Below are 16,659 nucleotides of genomic sequence, written 5' to 3' on the forward strand. Positions count from 1 at the left end.
ATAGGGTGGTGTTCAAAAGCGAACACCGGAGGGGACTGCACCGCAATGACCGACCAAAAATCCGGCGTCCGCAAAAGCGTCGGACTGCTCGACCTCGCCACCCAAGTACCGCGTCTGTTGATGGACGCCCCCGTGATGTTGCGCGGCGCGATGACGGGTTTCATGGCGCGTCCCACCGCCAAGACGTCGATCGGCAAGGTCTTCCAGGACCGGGCGGCGCGCTACGGCGACAAGCCGTTCATCCGGTTCGAGGACCAGGAGCTGACCTACCGGCAGGCCAATGAGACGGCCAACCGCTACGCCGCGGTGCTGGCCGCTCGCGGGGTCGGGCACGGCGACGTCGTCGGCGTCATGCTGCGCAACTCCCCGCAAGCGGTGCTGCTCATGCTGGCCGTGGTCAAGTGCGGCGCCATCGCGGGCATGCTCAACTACCACCAGCGCGGCGATGTGCTGTCCCACAGCATCGGACTGCTCGACGCCAAGGCGATCGTTGCCGCAACCGATCTGATCGAGCCGATCTCCGAAAGCGGCGCCGACACCACCGGACTGATTACGGTCGAGGAGTTGGATCGGCTCGCCGCCACCGCCCCCACCCAGGACCCCGCGACGACGGCGGCGGTGCTGGCCAAGGACAAGGCTTTCTACATCTTCACCTCGGGCACCACCGGCATGCCCAAGGCCAGCGTCATGACCCACTACCGGTGGCTGCGCGCGCTCGCCGGCTTCGGTGGTCTCGGCCTGCGCCTGCACAGCGACGACGTGTTGTACTGCTGCCTGCCGCTGTATCACAACAACGCGCTGACGGTGGCTCTCGGATCGACGATCAACGCGGGAGCGACTCTGGCGCTTGGCAAGTCGTTCTCCGCCTCGAAGTTCTGGGACGACGTGATCCGCTACAACGCGACGGCGTTCATCTACATCGGCGAGATCTGTGCCTATCTGCTGAACCAGCCGGAGAAGGACACCGACCGCAAGCACAAGGTTCGGGTCATCATCGGCAACGGGCTGCGGCCGGCCATCTGGGACGACTTCACCAAGCGCTTCGGCATCCCGCGCGTGTGTGAGTTCTACGGCGCCAGCGAGGGCAACACCGCGTTCGTCAACGTGCTCAACATCGACAAATCGACCGGGATCTGCCCGACGCCGGTGGCTTTCGTGGAGTACGACGCCGAAAGCGGGGATCCGGTGCGCGACGACAACGGCCGCGTGCGCAAAGTCAAGACCGGCGAGCCGGGTCTGCTGCTGTCGAAGGTGAGCAACTTCCAGCCGTTCGACGGCTACACCGACAAGAAGGCCACCGAGAAAAAACTCGTCCGCGACGCGTTCAAGGAAGGCGACTGCTGGTTCAATACCGGCGACCTGATGCGTTCGCAGGGATTCGGGCATGCCGCGTTCACCGACCGCCTCGGCGACACCTTCCGGTGGAAGGGCGAGAACGTGGCGACGACTGAGGTCGAGGCCGCGGTGTCGAGGGATCCTCAGATCGAGGAGGCCACGGTGTTCGGCGTCGAGGTCGAGGGAGCGGGTGGCCGGGCCGGCATGGCTGCGGTCCAGCTCAAGGAAGGCGAAGAGTTCGACGGTAAGGCGTTGGCCAAAGCCGTCTACGACAAGCTTCCCGGCTATGCGGTGCCGCTGTTCGTGCGGGTGGTCAAGGAACTCGCGCACACGTCGACGTTCAAGAGCCAGAAGGTCGACCTCCGCAAAGAGGGTTACGGCGGCAGCACGGGCGAGGGTGACGACGACGACGTCGAGATCGACGATCCGATCTACGTCCTGTCGGGCCGGGAAGAGGGCTACGTCGAGTTCTACGACGAGTACCCCGAAGAGGTCGCGGCGGGCAAGAAGCCCAAGAACTAGCGGTTCCGGTAATGCAGCAGCAGCGCACCGCTTTCGGTGGCCTGCGAGTCGACGAGTTCCAGGCGGCGTAGTTCCTGCTGCCCGTCGAACATCCGGTGGCCGCTCCCGGCGAAGGTGGGCGCGATGAGCAGCCGGTAGTCGTCGATCAGGCCGGCGTCGTGGAGTGACTTGGCGAGGCCGACGCTCGCGTGGATACCGATGTCGGCACCGTCCTGCTCCTTGAGCCCGCGGACGTACGCCTGCGCCGGGCCGTCGACGACGACCGTGTTGGACCAGTCGGGCTCGAGCGGTCGCGACGTGAACACGTGCTTCGTGGTGGCGTTGATGAAGCTCCGGAAGGGCTCTTCACCTTCGTTGGGCCAGTGTCCCGACCAGTAGTCATAGGTGCCGCGACCCAGCAGCACGGCGTCCTGGCGGCCGATCACCTCGGCGATGTTGTCGAATACGGCCTGATCAACCTCGAAGACCCAATCGCCGGGCTCCTCGGCAACACCGTCGAGCGACCACATGTGAAACAGGACGACCCGGCGCATTGCAACTCCTCTTCTGGGTTTCTGCACTCATTACTCGCTTGGGTTGACTGGACCGCAGGCGAAACCTCATCGCCCGTAGCCTGGAAGGCGTGCAGTCGACGTTTCTGGGTCGCCCGGTGGCCGGTGACCGCGCGCTGATCATGGCGATCGTCAACCGCACGCCCGACTCGTTCTACGACCGCGGAGCGACGTTCACCGACGAAGCAGCCAAGACGGCCGCCCATCGCGTGATCGAGGACGGTGCCGACATCGTGGACGTGGGCGGGGTGAAGGCAGGCCCGGGCAGCTCGGTCGACGTCGATGAGGAGATCGCCCGCGTCGTGCCGTTCATCGAGTGGCTCCGCCACACCTATCCCGATCAGCTGATCAGCGTCGACACCTGGCGGGCGGTGGTGGCCAAGCAGGCCTGCGCGGCCGGTGCGGACCTGATCAACGACACCTGGGGAGGTCATGACCCAGGCCTGCCGGAGGTCGCCGCGGAGTTCGGCGCCGGGCTGGTCTGTTCGCACACTGGCGGCGCCGTGCCCCGTACGCGCCCGTTCCGCGTCAATTACGGCATCTCCGAACGCGGCGTCGTCGACGATGTCATCTCAGAGGTGACGGCGGCAGCCGAGCGCGCGGTCGCGTGCGGGGTCGCGAAAGACGCCATCTTGATCGATCCGACCCACGATTTCGGCAAGAACACTTATCACGGTCTTAGTTTGTTGCGCCACGTAAAAGACCTTGTAAAAACTGGATGGCCGGTCCTGATGGCGCTGAGCAACAAAGATTTTGTCGGGGAAACTCTGGGTGTGGACCTGACTGAACGCTTGGAAGGCACTTTGGCTGCGACCGCCCTGGCCGCTGCCGATGGTGCCGCCATGTTCCGAGTGCATGAGGTGGGTCCCACTCGACGCGTACTGGAGATGGTCGCGTCGATCCAGGGAACGCGTCCACCGACGCGCACAGTGAGGGGACTGGCATGACTGTGCTAATTGAACAGCCAACGGAGCCCGCCGCCATTGCGGAACACCCTTGGCTGGCCGACAACAGCTGGAGCCGGCCCATGTGGACGATTGCTGAACTCGAGGCCGCGAAAGCCGGCCGCACCATCTCGGTGGTGTTGCCCGCCCTCAACGAGGAAGAGACCGTCGCGAACGTCGTCGAGACCATCACACCGCTGCTCGGTGGCCTGGTCGACGAGCTCATCGTGCTTGATTCCGGTTCGACCGACGACACCGAGATCCGCGCACTCGCCGCGGGCGCACGGGTGATCAGCCGCGAGGTGGCGCTGCCCGAGGTCGCGCCCCAGCCGGGCAAGGGCGAGGTGCTGTGGCGGTCACTGGCCGTCACGACCGGCGACATCGTCGTCTTCGTCGACTCCGACCTGATCGACCCTGACCCCATGTTCGTGCCCAAGCTGCTGGGCCCGCTGCTGACCTCAGATGGTGTGCACCTGGTCAAGGGGTTCTACCGGCGGCCGCTGAAGGTCAGCGGCAGCGAGGACGCCAATGGCGGGGGACGGGTCACCGAGCTGGTGGCCAGGCCGCTGCTCGCCGCGCTGCGCCCCGAACTGACCTGTCTGCTGCAGCCCCTCGGCGGTGAGTACGCAGGCACCCGCGAACTGCTGACGTCGGTGCCGTTCGCGCCCGGGTACGGCGTGGAGATCGGCCTGCTGGTCGATACATACGACCGGCTTGGCCTGAACGCGATTGCGCAGGTCAATCTGGGGGTCCGCGAGCACCGCAACCGGCCGCTCACCGAACTGGCCGCGATGAGCCGACAGGTCATCGCGACCCTGTTCTCGCGGTGCGGCGTGCCGGATTCCGGCGTCGGCCTCACACAGTTCTTCGCCGACGGCGACGATTTCACGCCGCGCACCTCGGAGGTGTCACTCGTCGACCGGCCGCCGATGAACAGCCTGCGGCCTGCCTAATATCGAGGGCGTGACCCTGGTTCTGCTGTATCTGGTCGTGCTGGTCCTCATTGCGATCGTGCTGTTCGCGCTCGGCAGCGTGCTCTTCGGACGCGGCGAGTCTTTGCCGCCGTTGCCGCGCGATACAACGGCCACCGTGTTGCCCGCCTCTGGCGTCACCGGTGCCGATGTGGAGGCAGTCAAGTTCAGTCAGACGTTGCGCGGCTACAAGACCAGCGAGGTGGACTGGGTGCTCGACCGACTGGGTCAGGAACTCGACTTGGTGCGCGGGCAGCTGGCCGCGGTTCGCGCGGCGCACGGGATTGCGGACGACGCGGAGGAACGGCGCCACATCGAGGGCGGTGCGCACGCGCTGCCGTCGTCGGAGGCGGAGGGCGAATCGTGACTGCAGACGAGCGCGTCCGCTGTGCGTGGATCGACGAATCACGCTTGTCTGCAGATGATTTCGTCATGTATCGGGATTACCACGACACCGAGTGGGGCCAGCCGCTGCGCGACTCCAAGGCGCTCTTCGAGCGCGTCACGCTGGAGGCATTCCAGAGCGGGCTGTCGTGGCTGATCATCCTGCGCAAGCGGGAGAACTTCCGACGCGCTTTCCACAAGTTCGATGTCGAGCGCATCGCGCGTTACGGCGACCGTGACATCGCGAGGTTGATGGAGGACGCCGGGATCGTGCGTAACCGCGCGAAGATCGAGGCCACCATCGCCAACGCCCGCGCGGTCGGCGATCTGGACACCGACCTCGGCGAGTTGCTGTGGTCGTTCGCGCCACCGCGAAGGCCGCGCCCCGCGGCCATGGGTGACGTCCCGGCGGTGACCCCGGAGTCGAAGGCGATGGCCAAGGAACTGAAGCGGCGAGGCTTCCGATTCGTCGGGCCGACGACCGCTTACGCCTTGATGCAGGCGACCGGAATGGTCGACGACCACACCGCAGACTGCTGGGTGCCAGCGACATTCCAGTGACCCGTCGACGGGCCGTCAAGATCGTCATCCCCGGGTCTTTGCACACGCGACGGCGCGGATAGGGAACAATAGAGGGGATTCGTTAGGCCCACCGGCGGGCTGGCTCATGTGGAGGGAGCACTCGATGGCGGCGATGAAGCCCCGGACCGGCGACGGTCCACTGGAAGCAACCAAGGAGGGGCGAGGCATCGTGATGCGGGTACCGCTGGAGGGCGGCGGACGTTTGGTCGTCGAACTGACCCCAGATGAGGCGGCCGCGCTCGGCGACGAACTCAAGGGCGTCACCAGCTAGTCGGCGCGTGCCTGTGAGCGTTCGCGCCTAGGAAGTCACCTTCCGGTAGATCTCGAGGGTCTGCTCGGCGATGTGCGCCCAGGAGAACTCGTCGATGCAGCGCCGCCTGCCCGCTTGACCGTATTGTGTGGCGCGCTGCGGGTCGGCGACCACCGCGTTGACCGCGTCGGCCAACCGCGACTCATACCCCGTGCGATCGTTCGCGTCGTACTTCACCAGGACACCGGTGTGACCATCGGCCACCACCTCGGGGATGCCCCCGACGTCGGACGCCACCACCGCCGTCGCGCAGGCCATCGCCTCCAAATTGACGATGCCGAGCGGTTCGTACACCGACGGACATACGAAAACTGTTGCAGCTGAGAGAATTTCGCGAATCTTCGAAATCGGTAGCATTTCGCGTACCCAGAAGACGCCGGTGCGGCTGCGTGCCAGATCCTGAACGGCCTCGGTGACCTCCGCCGCGATCTCTGGGGTGTCGGGAGCGCCAGCGCAGAGCACCAGCTGGATGTCGGGGGTGAATTTGTGTGCCGCCGCGATCAGATGCGGGACGCCCTTCTGACGGGTGATCCGCCCGACGAACGCGGCGATCGGCCGGGTCGTGTCGACCCCGAGTTCGGCGAGCACCGACTCGCCCGGCTCCGGCGGGGCCGGATACCAAACGTCTGTGTCGATCCCGTTGCGCACCACGTGCACCCGATTCGGATCCAGCGCCGGATACGTGCGCAACACATCGTCGCGCATGCCCGAGCTGACGGCGATCACCGCGTCGGCCGCTTCCACCGCGGTCTTCTCCACCCATGACGACACCCTGTAGCCGCCGCCGAGCTGTTCGGCCTTCCACGGCCGCATCGGCTCCAGCGAGTGCGCCGTCAGGACATGCGGTACGCCGTACAGCAGCGCGGCGAGGTGACCTGCCAGCCCGGCGTACCAGGTGTGCGAATGCACCACACTGGCCTGACCCGAGGTGTTGACCATGTTGAGGTCCGCCGACAACGTCGACAGAGCCGGGTTGGCCCCCAGCAACGCGGGATCGGGCTGCGCGACGATCGCGCCATCGCGCGGTGCGCCCATGCAGTGCACGTCGACCTCGCATAGGTGACGCAACTGGGCGACGAGCTCGGTGACGTGTACGCCCGCTCCGCCGTAGACCTCGGGCGGATACTCCCGAGTCATCATCGCCACCCGCATGGTGACGACGGTAGTAGCCGTATCTCGTAAACGCAGCTTTGTTTCGCAAGCAGGCTAGGCGTCAATAACCTTGACAGACAGGCGCGAATGGCTAGCCGCCGTCCGCGGCTGCAGTTAGGTTTGAATCATGCGGGAACTGCCACACGTGCTGGGTATCGTCCTGGCGGGCGGCGAGGGCAAACGGCTCTATCCACTGACCGCCGACCGGGCCAAGCCGGCCGTTCCGTTCGGCGGCGCGTACCGGTTGATCGACTTTGTCCTGTCGAATCTCGTCAATGCGCGGTACTTGAAGATCTGCGTTCTGACGCAATACAAATCGCATTCGCTGGACCGCCATATCTCGCAGAACTGGCGGCTTTCGGGGCTTGCCGGCGAGTACATCACCCCGGTGCCCGCACAGCAGCGTCTCGGTCCGCGGTGGTACACCGGTTCCGCGGACGCCATCCTGCAATCGCTGAACCTGATCTACGACGAGGACCCCGATTACGTCGTCGTGTTCGGTGCCGACCACATCTACCGGATGGATCCGGAGCAGATGCTCCAGTTCCACATCGAGAGCGGCGCGGGCGTCACGGTCGCGGGTATCCGAGTTCCGCGCGCCGAAGCGAGTGCGTTCGGTGTGATCGACTCCGACGAGTCGGGACGCATCCGGGCGTTCATCGAAAAGCCCGCCGACCCGCCCGGTACACCTGACGATCCCGAGCAGACGTTCGCATCGATGGGCAACTACATCTTCAGCACCAAGGTGCTCGTCGATGCGATCAAGGCCGACGCCGACGAGGACCACTCCGATCACGACATGGGTGGCGACATCATCCCGCGCCTCGTCTCCGACGGTATGGCCGCGGTGTACGACTTCAACGACAACGAAGTCCCCGGCTCCACCGAGCGCGATCACGGCTACTGGCGCGACGTCGGGACGCTCGATGCGTTCTACGACGCCCACATGGATCTGGTGTCAGTGCATCCAGTGTTCAACTTGTACAACCGGCGCTGGCCGATCCTCGGCGAGTCGGCGAACCTGGCGCCTGCGAAATTCGTCAACGGCGGCTCGGCGCAGGAATCGGTGGTCGGTGCGGGCAGCATCATTTCGGCTGCGTCGGTGCGCAATTCGGTGTTGTCCTCCAACGTCGTCGTCGACGACGGTGCGATCGTGGAGGGCAGCGTGATCATGCCGGGCACCCGAATCGGCCGTGGTGCCGTCGTGCGCCACGCGATCCTGGACAAGAACGTCGTCGTGGGACCCGGCGAGATGGTGGGCGTGGACCTGGAGAGGGACCGCGAACGCTTCGCGATCAGCGCTGGTGGCGTAGTGGCCGTGGGCAAGGGCGTCTGGATCTAGGGTTCGTCCCCTACCTTAGGTGGGCTCAGGTTGGCGGCCTTCGCTTCCTTTGCGCGGCGTCGTCGGCGTACCAGGCGCCACACCGCCCACGCCAACACGACAACGGCCACCAGCACCAGCACGGGAACCAGGATCGCCACAAAGACCAGCCCGATGCTGATGCCGTCCTCGACCGTGCTCAGCACCGGCGCCGCCACGCCTGCGGTGGCGACGTTGGCGGCCGGTCGCACCGCGGATTTCGTCAACGACACCACCAGTGCGACAACGACACCGATCGCGACGGGGATCCACTGTCCGGATTGCGCGAAGGCACCTGGGTCGGCGACGGCGTTGGTCTGCGCCGCCGTGCCAGACCCGAACACGATGCCGCCGGCCGTCGGGCGGACGAATGTTTGGATCGCGTCGTTGATGCTGTCGAGCGCGGGGATTTTGTCGGCGACGATCTCGACCAGCAGCAGGACGGCGACGATCGCCATCACCCAACCGTTTTCTAGCCAGGTCCACCCATGGGGCAGCGTGACGAGGTCGGTGAACCGCGACAGCAGTCCTAGCGCCAGCAGCGGGATATACGCGTTGAGGCCCGCGGCGGTGGCCAACCCGAGTCCAGTCAGCAGCTCCATCTAGGCATTATGCGTTGGCGTGAAAGTTGTCAGTGCGTGTTCGTACTTTGACGGCATGGGGTCAAGACGGAACCGAAATAAACGGAGTGTCCGGAAGGCGGGTAGAGATCCGTTCAGCCTGCTCGTACTCGCGAGCATGATGATGTACGAATCGGATCCACGTCGACGCGCTCGGGTCGGCGCCCCGGAGCCGCTCGATCGCGCGCGCGTGGTTGCCAACATGACCGGGGAGTGCACGGCACAGGGCTCGACAGTGCTCGCCGTTCTGGCCGAGTTCCTCGGCGATGACGACGAACTGGCGAACCAGATCCGTGGAGAGCTCGCCGCCCGGCGTCCGCTGACGCCGAAGTGGGTTGCCCAGCTCGGGCAGACGAAGGTCCATCGAGCCATGCGGGTCAGTCACGTGCTCGACCCAAACGACATCGTTCTCCTGCAGTTTCGGGTGCCTGCGGTTGGCGAATTCACGTGTGCGGTCGACTTCGATCTCGATCTCGGAGACTTCATCCGCCGAGTCGACATTTACCGCGGGCCGCTCGAGGCGGTTGTCAACTGGATAGACGAACCGGCAACTGACATGCGGCACGACGAAGTCGATCTCGCCGATATCCGCGCGCGTTTGACCGCCGCCGTTGAGTTCGAAGTGCGGATTGCGCCCCGCGCGGCTTCGGGTTGGCCGGAGTACGGCCCGCTGGTCGAATGGTTGATTCGAGATCTACCGGCGGGCGGCTCAGCGCTGCCGCGACCCGAGTGGAGTTCCAAGGAGGTCACCGCGCTCATCGCACGGTTTTCCGCATCACCCGGAGGTGCACCATTCGGGCGACGGCAAGCCGAGCTGCTCGAGTCTTTGGTCGAGTTCGGTGTTGAACACGGCGCCGGAGACCCTCTGCGCTGGACCGAACGTCGGGCCAAACGATGGTTGTTCGACCACGTGCTAGACGAAACCGATTGTTACTCGTTGGACGGAGTGGAGGCGGCCCCCATTTTGCTGCGTGCGTTCGTTCGATTCGCGCACGACGAGGCTGGCGTCCGTTCGGACCTCACCGATGAGGTGCTCGAGACGCTTGACGCTTGGGAAGACAAGTGGCTGAGGCAACTTCGGTTCAAGCGGATCGACGACGACGCCGACTGGTTCGGCACCGCGGTCTGATCGGTTACGACCACTTTTGTCGGACTCCTGGAGTAGAGTCGAAAGTATGTTCGAATCAGCAGCGGTTCTCGACCCGCTTGCCTATGAGGCGTCGCTGGTCGAACGCATCGCGGAGCTCGAACGCGGGAAATCCGCCGCTGCTGCCGAACAGGCCAGAGTCACCGCCGATCTCGACACGGCCCGCCGAGCTCGCGAGGCGACCGAGGGCGTGCCCGCCACCAAACGAGGCCGCGGCCTAGCGGCCGAGATCGCGCTGGCCCGCCACGATTCCCCCAACCGTGGCGGGCGGCACCTCGGCTTCGCACGCGCACTCGTCCACGAAATGCCCTACACCCTGGCCGCGTTGGAGTCTGGTGCGCTCTCCGAATGGCGTGCGACGCTCATCGTGCGCGAGTCGGCGTGCCTGTCCCTCGAGGACCGCCGCACACTCGACGCGAGAATGTGCGCCGACCAGTCGGCGTTGGAAGGCCTCGGTGACAAGAGGATTGAGGCCAAAGCCAAGACCATCGCCTACGAACTCGACCCGCAGGCTGTCGTGGACAAGGCGGTCCGTGCCCAATCCGAACGCACCGTGACCGTGCGACCGGCCCCCGACGCGATGACGTACGTGACCGCTTTATTGCCCATGGCTCAGGGGGTATCCGTCTATGCCGCTCTGAAGCGCGAAGCCGACACCATCTTCGACGACCGCGGCCGTGGTCAGGTCATGGCCGACACTCTTGTCGAGCGCGTCACCGGTCAGCCCGCCGACGTCCCGGTTCCCGTCGCGGTTAACCTCGTCATCACCGATGAGACTCTGCTGGGCGGCGGCACCACGCCGGCGCACATTCCCGGGTACGGTCCGGTGCCCGCCGCGATCGCGTGTCGGCTTGCGGGCGATGCCATCGCTGACGAGCAGTCCAAAGCCACGCTGCGTCGGCTCTATCGCCATCCAGGCTCGGGAGCATTGGTGGCGATGGAGTCCCGATCACGGTTCTTCCCAAGGGGTCTCGCGACGTTCATCGGGTTCAGAGACGACACATGCCGCACCCCGTACTGCGATGCGCCGATTCGGCACACCGACCACGCCACTCCACACGCACGCGGCGGCTCGACCACGGCAGCCAACGGTCTCGGCGAGTGTGAGGCGTGCAACTACGCCAAGGAGGCGCCCGGCTGGCGTGTCCATACCTTCGATGATGACGGCCAGCGGCACACGGCGGTGTACGTCACGCCGACAGGTGCGCACCACGAGTCACATGCACCACCATTGCTCAACGACGTGGTCATGTTCAGGGCGAGTGACGTCGAGGCAATGATCGCCAATCACCTCGCCGGGTTGACCGCCGCCTGAGTGCCTCACCAGACGCCGGGCATGAGACGGTAGTGCACCTTTTCGACCAGTTCACGCGGCGTCGCGGCGCCGGTAGACCGCACCGGCGAGCAGAGCCAGTGCAGCTGCGACCACGATCATCATGACCAACGCAAGCACCGGGTAGTCCGATGGCGCTGTCGTCTGGCCGACAGGGGAGAGGTCGAGCAGCCAGCGCGGCAGTCGCAGCAGTGCGCCGAGGTACAGCGACGTGACGACGAATGTGACTGCAAGCCAGCCGATCCAGGCCCTCCGGATCGCAACTCCGAGCGCCGCGATACCCGCCATCACGGCCATCGCAGGCACGTACGCGAGACCTGCAAACGTCAGCCGCACGATCAATCCCGGCTCGCCGAGGGTGATGCCGGCACCCAGACCATTGCCGAAGCCTGCGAAGAACATCAGCACGGCGGAGCCGATGAGCGCCGAGGCGACGGCGGTGAGCAGCCAGCGCCACCGTGACACCGCGCCGGCCAGTACCGACTCGCCGAGGCCCTTCTCCTCGTCACCGAGTACCCGCAGCACCGCCGACACGACGTATGCGGTGGCCGCGGCGGCAAGGAACTGCGTCATCGTCGTGTAGACGCTGTCGGTGCCTTGCGCGACCAGCACTCGCTGAATCAGTTCGTTCTCTTCGGCGGCGTCCAACAGTGACTTTGTCATCGACCCAAAGGCCAAGCCGCCCAGGAACAGTCCCACCGCCCAACCGATCGTCTGGCCGCGTTGCAGCGTCAGGTGTAGGCCGAGTACGGATTTGATGGCATGCGCATTGGGGCGCTCTCCAGTGGACGGGATGGTGCCGTCGTCGTACTGCCGCCTGCTCTCCAGGGCGGCCGCCAACGCGATCAGCCCGACCGTCAGGACAACCAGGAAGGCGAACGGCCACCAGCGCAGGTCGACGAAGGCTCGCATCTGTTGAGCCCACGCTATCGGTGAGAACCAGCTCAATGCGCTGCCCGAGTTGTCGATGACGTCGCCGATCCCGCGGACGAAGACGGCCAGCGCCAAAGCGGCCATCGCAGCTCCCGTCGCAGTGCGCGCTTGCCGCCACAGCTGTGCGGTGACCGCGGCCACCGCACCGAATACCATGGCCACGCCGGTGATCCCGAGGCACATGGCAGCCGTGTCCACGAACCCAAAACCGGTGGAGGCCATCGCCAGCGTCATGGTCACTGCCAGCACGACGTTCACGCCGCCGGCAAGGATCAACGCGGCGGTGGTCCGGGCGTACCGTCCCACGACCGAGGACAGCACCAGTTCCGCTGCGCCGCTTTCCTCCTCGGCCCGCGTATGCCGGATGACGGTGAGAATGGCCAGAATCGACGATGCGACGATCATCGTGAGCATCAGCTCGTTGGCCATCATCGCGCCGAGATCGGTCTCGTTGCCGCCGAACATCGGTCCGCCCATGATGATCGCCGCAGGCGTCTTCATCAGGTTGACCCGAGCCTGGCGCTGTGCCTCGTCCGGATACGCCAGCTTTATCGCGTTCGGCGCGTACGCCATCATCAGTGTCAGGGCCACCAGCCAGATCGAGAGGCGAACCCGATCGCGGCGCAGCGCCAGCCGCAGCAGGCTCACCGTGCCCGTCCACAACCCGGCTCCCGTGGTGGGCGGGACAAGGACGGTGCTCATCGCGAGGCTCCCTGGTACTCGCGCAGGAACATGTCCTCGAGCGACGCCGGTGTCACGGTCAGATCCAGGATGCCCAGTTCAGTGAGCTGGTCCATGGCACGGTCCAGTTCGTTGCGGTCGACCGAGAACGTGTAGTGGCCGTCGTTGATCGCGAAGTCGTGAACGAACGAACTACGTTGCAGCGCCTGCCCATCGGTGCGGGTGCGTACTGTCACCGTTGTCCGCATCAGGTGCCGGAGCTCGTCGAGCGATCCCGACTTGACTGTGCGGCCCGCGCGAATGATCGTCACACTGTCACACAGCTTCTCGACCTCGGCGAGGATATGACTCGATAGCAGCACCGCGGCACCGCGCTCGGCCACTTCCTGAACGCACTGCTGAAACGCCTTCTCCATCAACGGGTCCAGGCCGGAGGTCGGCTCGTCGAGAATATAGAGCTCGGCATTGGTGGAAAACGCGGCGACGATTGCCACCTTCTGCCGATTTCCCTTGGAGTAGGTGCGTGCCTTCTTGTGCGGGTCGAGTTCAAAGCGCTCGATCAGCTGGTCGCGTCTGCGGGTGTCGACGCCGTTGCCCCGCAGTCGGGCCAGGAAGTCGATGGCTTGCAACCCGGTCAGGTTGGGCCACAACGTCACATCACCTGGGACGTAGGCGATTCGGCGGTGCAGGTCGACGGCGTCGTGCCACGGATCCCCGCCAAGCAGCCGCACGGTTCCGCCATCGGCGCGCAGCAGACCGAGCAGCACGCGGATCGTGGTGGACTTGCCCGCACCGTTGGGTCCGAGGAAGCCGGCGATGTCGCCCGGCGCGACAGTCAGGTCGAGACCGTCGAGCGCCTTGGTGCGCCCGAATGACTTCGACAGTCCCCGGATCTCGACCGCCAAGTGCGATTGCTCACCGGCGTTAGCCCTTTGTAGGGACGGTGCCGTCATTTCGATCTCCTTCACTGGGATTACTGAACGGAATGCCTTGTTCGCGGGCCGCCCGGAACGCGTCGTACATCGTCGAGTCGGCCATCAGGCCCTGCGTGTAGAGCTCGAGGGCGGGCAGAATCATGTCTTCGCTGTAATCGCGAAGGACTGCGCGCAGGTCGGATGAGTTGTCGTGCATCAGCAGATACAGCAGGAAGCCGCCACCGCTGGCCATGCCCAGGAACTTGGCCCTGGCCTTCGGATCGCGGCTGGGCTTGATGGTGCCGGCCCGCACGCCCGCTTCGATGTATTCCTCGCCGTTCTCGATCATCTTCTGCCAGAACGTTTTTGCGAGGTCGCTGCCGGAATGCATGCTGCGGACGAGGTAGGCCATCATCGGCGCATACGACTCGATCTCAGCCATCGCCGCGAACCAGCTCGCCGGATCGCTCGACTGGATCGCATCCGATTTCGACTGACGGATCTCTTCGGCGACGTATTCGTCGCACGCCTTGCGCAGTCCGTCCTTGGATCCGAAGTGATGGATCACCAGCGCGGCGGATACGCCCGCGGCCTCGGCGACGCGCCGAAGTCCGACGTTGAACCCGTGCTGGCCCCATTGGTCGATCGCGGCATCGCGGATCCGGGCGATGGCCGTTCGATCATCGGGCGCTGAACGCATGTTTAGTACGCTAAACGCGCGTTCAGCCGACAGTCAAGGAGTTGACCCGTCAAGACTCCGTAAAGATCGCGCCGAGGCGGCGCTGACGTGGGCGAGTGTTCGGCGAAAAATCAGTCGCGGGCAGCGGCGAGCAAGCCGTCGCCCAGCGGGATCAGCACCGGAGTGAGCCGCTCGTCCTCCGCGATGAGCCGTGCGGCTTCTCGCACCGCCGCCACCTCGGCATCTTTCGCGTTCGCGTCGCCTGCGCGTCCGCCCAGCGCGGCGCGGTGCACGACGATGGCTCCGCCGGAACGCAGCAGCCGCACGCCTTCGGTGACGAAATGCGGCTGGTCGGCTGGATCGGCGTCGATGAACACCAGGTCGTAGGACTCGTCGGCGAGACGGGTGAGCACTTCCTGTGCCCGGCCGCTGATCAGCCTGCTGCGGCCTGGACCGACTCCGGCTTCGGTGAACGCCTGCTTGGCGATGCGCTGATGCTCAGGCTCGACGTCGATCGTGGTGAGCACGCCGTCCTCGCGCATGCCTGACAGCAGCCACAACCCGCTCACCCCGGCGCCGGTACCCACTTCGACCACCGCCTTGGCTCCGGTCATCTTGGCGAACACGCACAGCAATGCGCCCACTGCGGGGGTCACCGCGCCCGCGCCGAGTTCGACAGCGCGCTCTCGGGCTGCCGCGACGATCGCGTCCTCGGAGATGGACTGCTCGGCATGCTTGACGATCGATTCGGCGCGACTCTGCTGCGGTCCGCCCCCGATGACGTCGTCGATGCCTGCCATGCCCGCAGCGTAGAACCTCCCCTGAAGGGCACGCCCGCGACACGCCCGTCCCCGAACTGCGGATTTCGGTCGGAATCGCTCGGTTTTCGCAGGTCGAAAATGGGTAGAAAATCTTTCTCAGGAAATGTTCAGTGTGCTCATATGCCAGGCACACCAGGGTTCGAGACGGTATGTCGCATGGACGACGGCGGACGTTGGGACGCAGGGAATAAGCGCAGGGAGTTTCATGTTGCCGCCAACATCGGGCCGTCGATACAGGTTGACGGCTGTGACCAGGAGGATCTGACGACCACCACCAAGAACGCTCCCTCGTCGATGGCTCACCTCGAGCAATACACCGACGGGGAATGGGTTGAGCCTTCCGATGAACTGACCGGCACCGCCGTCTTCGACGCCACGGGTGACCACACCACGATGCCGTCCTGGGACGAGCTGGTGCGCCAGCACGCCGACCGCGTCTACCGGCTGGCCTACCGCCTGTCCGGAAACCAGCACGACGCCGAGGACCTCACGCAGGAGACCTTCATCCGCGTCTTCCGCTCGGTGCAGAACTATCAGCCGGGCACGTTCGAGGGCTGGCTGCACCGCATCACCACCAACCTGTTCCTGGACATGGTGCGCAGAAGGGGCCGCATCCGCATGGAGGCGCTGCCCGAGGACTACGACCGGGTGCCCGCCGACGATCCGAACCCCGAGCAGATCTACCACGACTCGCGCCTGGGTCCTGACCTGCAGGCCGCGCTGGACTCGCTGCCGCCGGAGTTCCGTGCCGCAGTCGTCCTGTGCGACGTCGAGGGCTTGTCCTACGAGGAGATCGGCGCGACGTTGGGCGTCAAGCTCGGCACCGTCCGCAGCCGCATCCACCGCGGTCGGCAGGCGCTGCGTGACTACTTGGCCCGTCACGGTGACGGGGAATCGACCCACTACCGGGACACGGCCAAGTCAGCCTGAGTGTTCGCAGGTGTTTGGCGCCGCGCGCCGCGCTACATTCGAGTCAGTAACGTTTACGCGACGCGAGTACGCCGAGAGGAGCTGGGCGATGGTCGACCCGGGGCATGTGTTCCGCCGCGCGTTCTCCTGGCTGCCTGCTCAGCTGGCGTCACAGAGCGAAGGGCCCGTGGGGCCTCGACAGTTCGGGTCCACTGAGCATCTGTCGACCGAGGCCATCGCGGCGTTCGTCGACAACGAATTGCGCCTGACTCCACATCTGCGCGCGGCCAGCCATCTGTCGTTGTGCCCGCAGTGCGCCGCAGAGGTCGATGCGCAGCGTCAGGCACGGAGTGCACTGCGGGAATCTCATCCGATAGCCATCCCGAGCTCGTTGCTGGGTCAGCTGTCACAGATTCCGCTCTGCAGTGGCAACGCCGGAGATCCGGCCGCGTCGACGCAGGACGCGCAGTTAGCTGACGGCGCGCATCAGGGCCGCCGTAAGCGCCGGTAG

The 16,659-nt window shown here is 65.5% G+C and carries 18 protein-coding genes; 11 read left to right on the plus strand and 7 right to left on the minus strand.

All coding sequences use genetic code 11. From position 1 onward, the window contains the following. Nucleotides 1-45 precede the first annotated feature (45 nt). On the plus strand, nucleotides 46-1,857 hold the full coding sequence (gene fadD6, locus ACIA48_RS25165) for a long-chain-acyl-CoA synthetase FadD6 (RefSeq protein WP_396738001.1): 1,812 nt from the start codon (nucleotides 46-48) through the stop codon (nucleotides 1,855-1,857). On the opposite strand, the gene ACIA48_RS25170 is transcribed toward fadD6, so the two are convergent. Beyond that, nucleotides 1,854-2,390 (minus strand): dihydrofolate reductase family protein, encoded by a 537-nt coding sequence (locus ACIA48_RS25170; protein WP_396738004.1) that lies wholly within the window; start codon nucleotides 2,388-2,390, stop codon nucleotides 1,854-1,856. The genes fadD6 and ACIA48_RS25170 overlap by 4 nt on opposite strands. 140 nt (nucleotides 2,391-2,530) lie before the next feature. Here ACIA48_RS25170 and folP point away from each other — a divergent pair, with 140 nt between their 5' ends. The 5 genes from folP (at nucleotide 2,531) to ACIA48_RS25195 (ending at nucleotide 5,560) form a co-directional block, all read left to right on the plus strand. Next, a complete protein-coding gene (folP, locus tag ACIA48_RS25175; RefSeq protein ID WP_396738483.1) occupies nucleotides 2,531-3,355 on the plus strand; it encodes a dihydropteroate synthase in 825 nt (274 codons plus the stop codon). Then, nucleotides 3,352-4,305, plus strand: coding sequence for a glucosyl-3-phosphoglycerate synthase (locus tag ACIA48_RS25180; protein WP_396738007.1), 954 nt, complete (start codon nucleotides 3,352-3,354; stop codon nucleotides 4,303-4,305). The genes folP and ACIA48_RS25180 overlap by 4 nt, the downstream gene beginning before the upstream one ends. A gap of 10 nt (nucleotides 4,306-4,315) precedes the next feature. After that, on the plus strand, nucleotides 4,316-4,690 hold the full coding sequence (locus tag ACIA48_RS25185) for a DivIVA domain-containing protein (protein WP_396738010.1): 375 nt from the start codon (nucleotides 4,316-4,318) through the stop codon (nucleotides 4,688-4,690). Next, entirely contained in the window at nucleotides 4,687-5,268 is a 582-nt protein-coding gene (locus ACIA48_RS25190) for a DNA-3-methyladenine glycosylase I (protein WP_396738013.1), read from the plus strand. Before ACIA48_RS25185 ends, ACIA48_RS25190 begins: the two co-directional genes overlap by 4 nt. A gap of 124 nt (nucleotides 5,269-5,392) precedes the next feature. Next, nucleotides 5,393-5,560 carry a DUF3117 domain-containing protein gene (locus ACIA48_RS25195; protein ID WP_003406247.1) on the plus strand — a complete coding sequence of 56 codons (168 nt, stop codon included), beginning with the start codon at nucleotides 5,393-5,395 and terminating at the stop codon, nucleotides 5,558-5,560. 27 nt (nucleotides 5,561-5,587) lie between these two features. Here the strand turns inward: ACIA48_RS25195 and glgA are convergent, their stop codons facing one another. After that, entirely contained in the window at nucleotides 5,588-6,751 is a 1,164-nt protein-coding gene (glgA, locus tag ACIA48_RS25200) for a glycogen synthase (protein ID WP_396738058.1), read from the minus strand. 127 nt (nucleotides 6,752-6,878) lie between these two features. On the opposite strand from glgA, the gene glgC reads away from it, so the two are divergent. Further along, nucleotides 6,879-8,093, plus strand: coding sequence for a glucose-1-phosphate adenylyltransferase (gene glgC / locus ACIA48_RS25205; RefSeq protein ID WP_396738060.1), 1,215 nt, complete (start codon nucleotides 6,879-6,881; stop codon nucleotides 8,091-8,093). Here glgC and ACIA48_RS25210 read toward each other — a convergent pair. After that, on the minus strand, nucleotides 8,090-8,713 hold the full coding sequence (locus tag ACIA48_RS25210) for a DUF4126 domain-containing protein (protein WP_396738062.1): 624 nt from the start codon (nucleotides 8,711-8,713) through the stop codon (nucleotides 8,090-8,092). The two genes, glgC and ACIA48_RS25210, sit on opposite strands and share 4 nt — an antisense overlap. A 136-nt stretch (nucleotides 8,714-8,849) precedes the next feature. Between ACIA48_RS25210 and ACIA48_RS25215 the strand changes: the two genes are divergently transcribed. Both ACIA48_RS25215 and ACIA48_RS25220 read left to right on the plus strand, forming a co-directional pair. Then, on the plus strand, nucleotides 8,850-9,860 hold the full coding sequence (locus ACIA48_RS25215) for a hypothetical protein (RefSeq protein ID WP_396738065.1): 1,011 nt from the start codon (nucleotides 8,850-8,852) through the stop codon (nucleotides 9,858-9,860). Between the two features lie 46 nt (nucleotides 9,861-9,906). Then, the gene (locus ACIA48_RS25220) at nucleotides 9,907-11,193 is read left to right on the plus strand and encodes an HNH endonuclease (RefSeq protein ID WP_396738068.1); all 1,287 of its coding nucleotides are present in this window, start codon (nucleotides 9,907-9,909) and stop codon (nucleotides 11,191-11,193) included. 51 nt (nucleotides 11,194-11,244) lie between these two features. Here ACIA48_RS25220 and ACIA48_RS25225 read toward each other — a convergent pair whose 3' ends face one another. The 4 genes from ACIA48_RS25225 to ACIA48_RS25240 form a co-directional block, all read right to left on the minus strand. After that, nucleotides 11,245-12,846, minus strand: a complete 1,602-nt coding sequence (locus tag ACIA48_RS25225; protein WP_396738071.1) for an ABC transporter permease — start codon at nucleotides 12,844-12,846, stop codon at nucleotides 11,245-11,247. Beyond that, entirely contained in the window at nucleotides 12,843-13,778 is a 936-nt protein-coding gene (locus ACIA48_RS25230; protein ID WP_396738074.1) for an ATP-binding cassette domain-containing protein, read from the minus strand. The genes ACIA48_RS25225 and ACIA48_RS25230 overlap by 4 nt, the downstream gene beginning before the upstream one ends. Further along, nucleotides 13,750-14,439: a TetR family transcriptional regulator gene (locus tag ACIA48_RS25235; RefSeq protein ID WP_396738077.1), complete on the minus strand. Its 690-nt coding sequence runs from the start codon at nucleotides 14,437-14,439 to the stop codon at nucleotides 13,750-13,752. The genes ACIA48_RS25230 and ACIA48_RS25235 overlap by 29 nt, the downstream gene beginning before the upstream one ends. Nucleotides 14,440-14,549: 110 nt before the next feature. Then, nucleotides 14,550-15,218, minus strand: a complete 669-nt coding sequence (locus ACIA48_RS25240) for an O-methyltransferase (RefSeq protein ID WP_396738080.1) — start codon at nucleotides 15,216-15,218, stop codon at nucleotides 14,550-14,552. Nucleotides 15,219-15,395: 177 nt separating this feature from the next. On the opposite strand from ACIA48_RS25240, the gene sigE reads away from it, so the two are divergent. Next, nucleotides 15,396-16,169, plus strand: coding sequence for an RNA polymerase sigma factor SigE (gene sigE, locus ACIA48_RS25245; RefSeq protein ID WP_396738485.1), 774 nt, complete (start codon nucleotides 15,396-15,398; stop codon nucleotides 16,167-16,169). A gap of 88 nt (nucleotides 16,170-16,257) precedes the next feature. Continuing rightward, nucleotides 16,258-16,659 carry an anti-sigma E factor RseA gene (gene rseA / locus ACIA48_RS25250; protein ID WP_396738082.1) on the plus strand — a complete coding sequence of 134 codons (402 nt, stop codon included), beginning with the start codon at nucleotides 16,258-16,260 and terminating at the stop codon, nucleotides 16,657-16,659.

Source organism: Mycobacterium sp. NPDC051804, from assembly GCF_044452905.1.
In the GTDB taxonomy this organism is placed as follows: domain Bacteria; phylum Actinomycetota; class Actinomycetes; order Mycobacteriales; family Mycobacteriaceae; genus Mycobacterium.

Coding starts and splice junctions, on each gene's coding strand:
- fadD6 (WP_396738001.1), top strand. CDS start 46: ATGACCGACCAAAAATCCGGCGTCCGCAAAAGCGTCGGACTGCTCGAC.
- ACIA48_RS25170 (WP_396738004.1), bottom strand. CDS start 2,390: ATGCGCCGGGTCGTCCTGTTTCACATGTGGTCGCTCGACGGTGTTGCC.
- folP (WP_396738483.1), top strand. CDS start 2,531: ATGGCGATCGTCAACCGCACGCCCGACTCGTTCTACGACCGCGGAGCG.
- ACIA48_RS25180 (WP_396738007.1), top strand. CDS start 3,352: ATGACTGTGCTAATTGAACAGCCAACGGAGCCCGCCGCCATTGCGGAA.
- ACIA48_RS25195 (WP_003406247.1), top strand. CDS start 5,393: ATGGCGGCGATGAAGCCCCGGACCGGCGACGGTCCACTGGAAGCAACC.
- glgA (WP_396738058.1), bottom strand. CDS start 6,751: ATGCGGGTGGCGATGATGACTCGGGAGTATCCGCCCGAGGTCTACGGC.
- glgC (WP_396738060.1), top strand. CDS start 6,879: ATGCGGGAACTGCCACACGTGCTGGGTATCGTCCTGGCGGGCGGCGAG.
- ACIA48_RS25210 (WP_396738062.1), bottom strand. CDS start 8,713: ATGGAGCTGCTGACTGGACTCGGGTTGGCCACCGCCGCGGGCCTCAAC.
- ACIA48_RS25215 (WP_396738065.1), top strand. CDS start 8,850: ATGATGATGTACGAATCGGATCCACGTCGACGCGCTCGGGTCGGCGCC.
- ACIA48_RS25220 (WP_396738068.1), top strand. CDS start 9,907: ATGTTCGAATCAGCAGCGGTTCTCGACCCGCTTGCCTATGAGGCGTCG.
- ACIA48_RS25225 (WP_396738071.1), bottom strand. CDS start 12,846: ATGAGCACCGTCCTTGTCCCGCCCACCACGGGAGCCGGGTTGTGGACG.
- ACIA48_RS25230 (WP_396738074.1), bottom strand. CDS start 13,778: ATGACGGCACCGTCCCTACAAAGGGCTAACGCCGGTGAGCAATCGCAC.
- ACIA48_RS25235 (WP_396738077.1), bottom strand. CDS start 14,439: ATGCGTTCAGCGCCCGATGATCGAACGGCCATCGCCCGGATCCGCGAT.
- ACIA48_RS25240 (WP_396738080.1), bottom strand. CDS start 15,218: ATGGCAGGCATCGACGACGTCATCGGGGGCGGACCGCAGCAGAGTCGC.
- sigE (WP_396738485.1), top strand. CDS start 15,396: ATGGACGACGGCGGACGTTGGGACGCAGGGAATAAGCGCAGGGAGTTT.
- rseA (WP_396738082.1), top strand. CDS start 16,258: ATGGTCGACCCGGGGCATGTGTTCCGCCGCGCGTTCTCCTGGCTGCCT.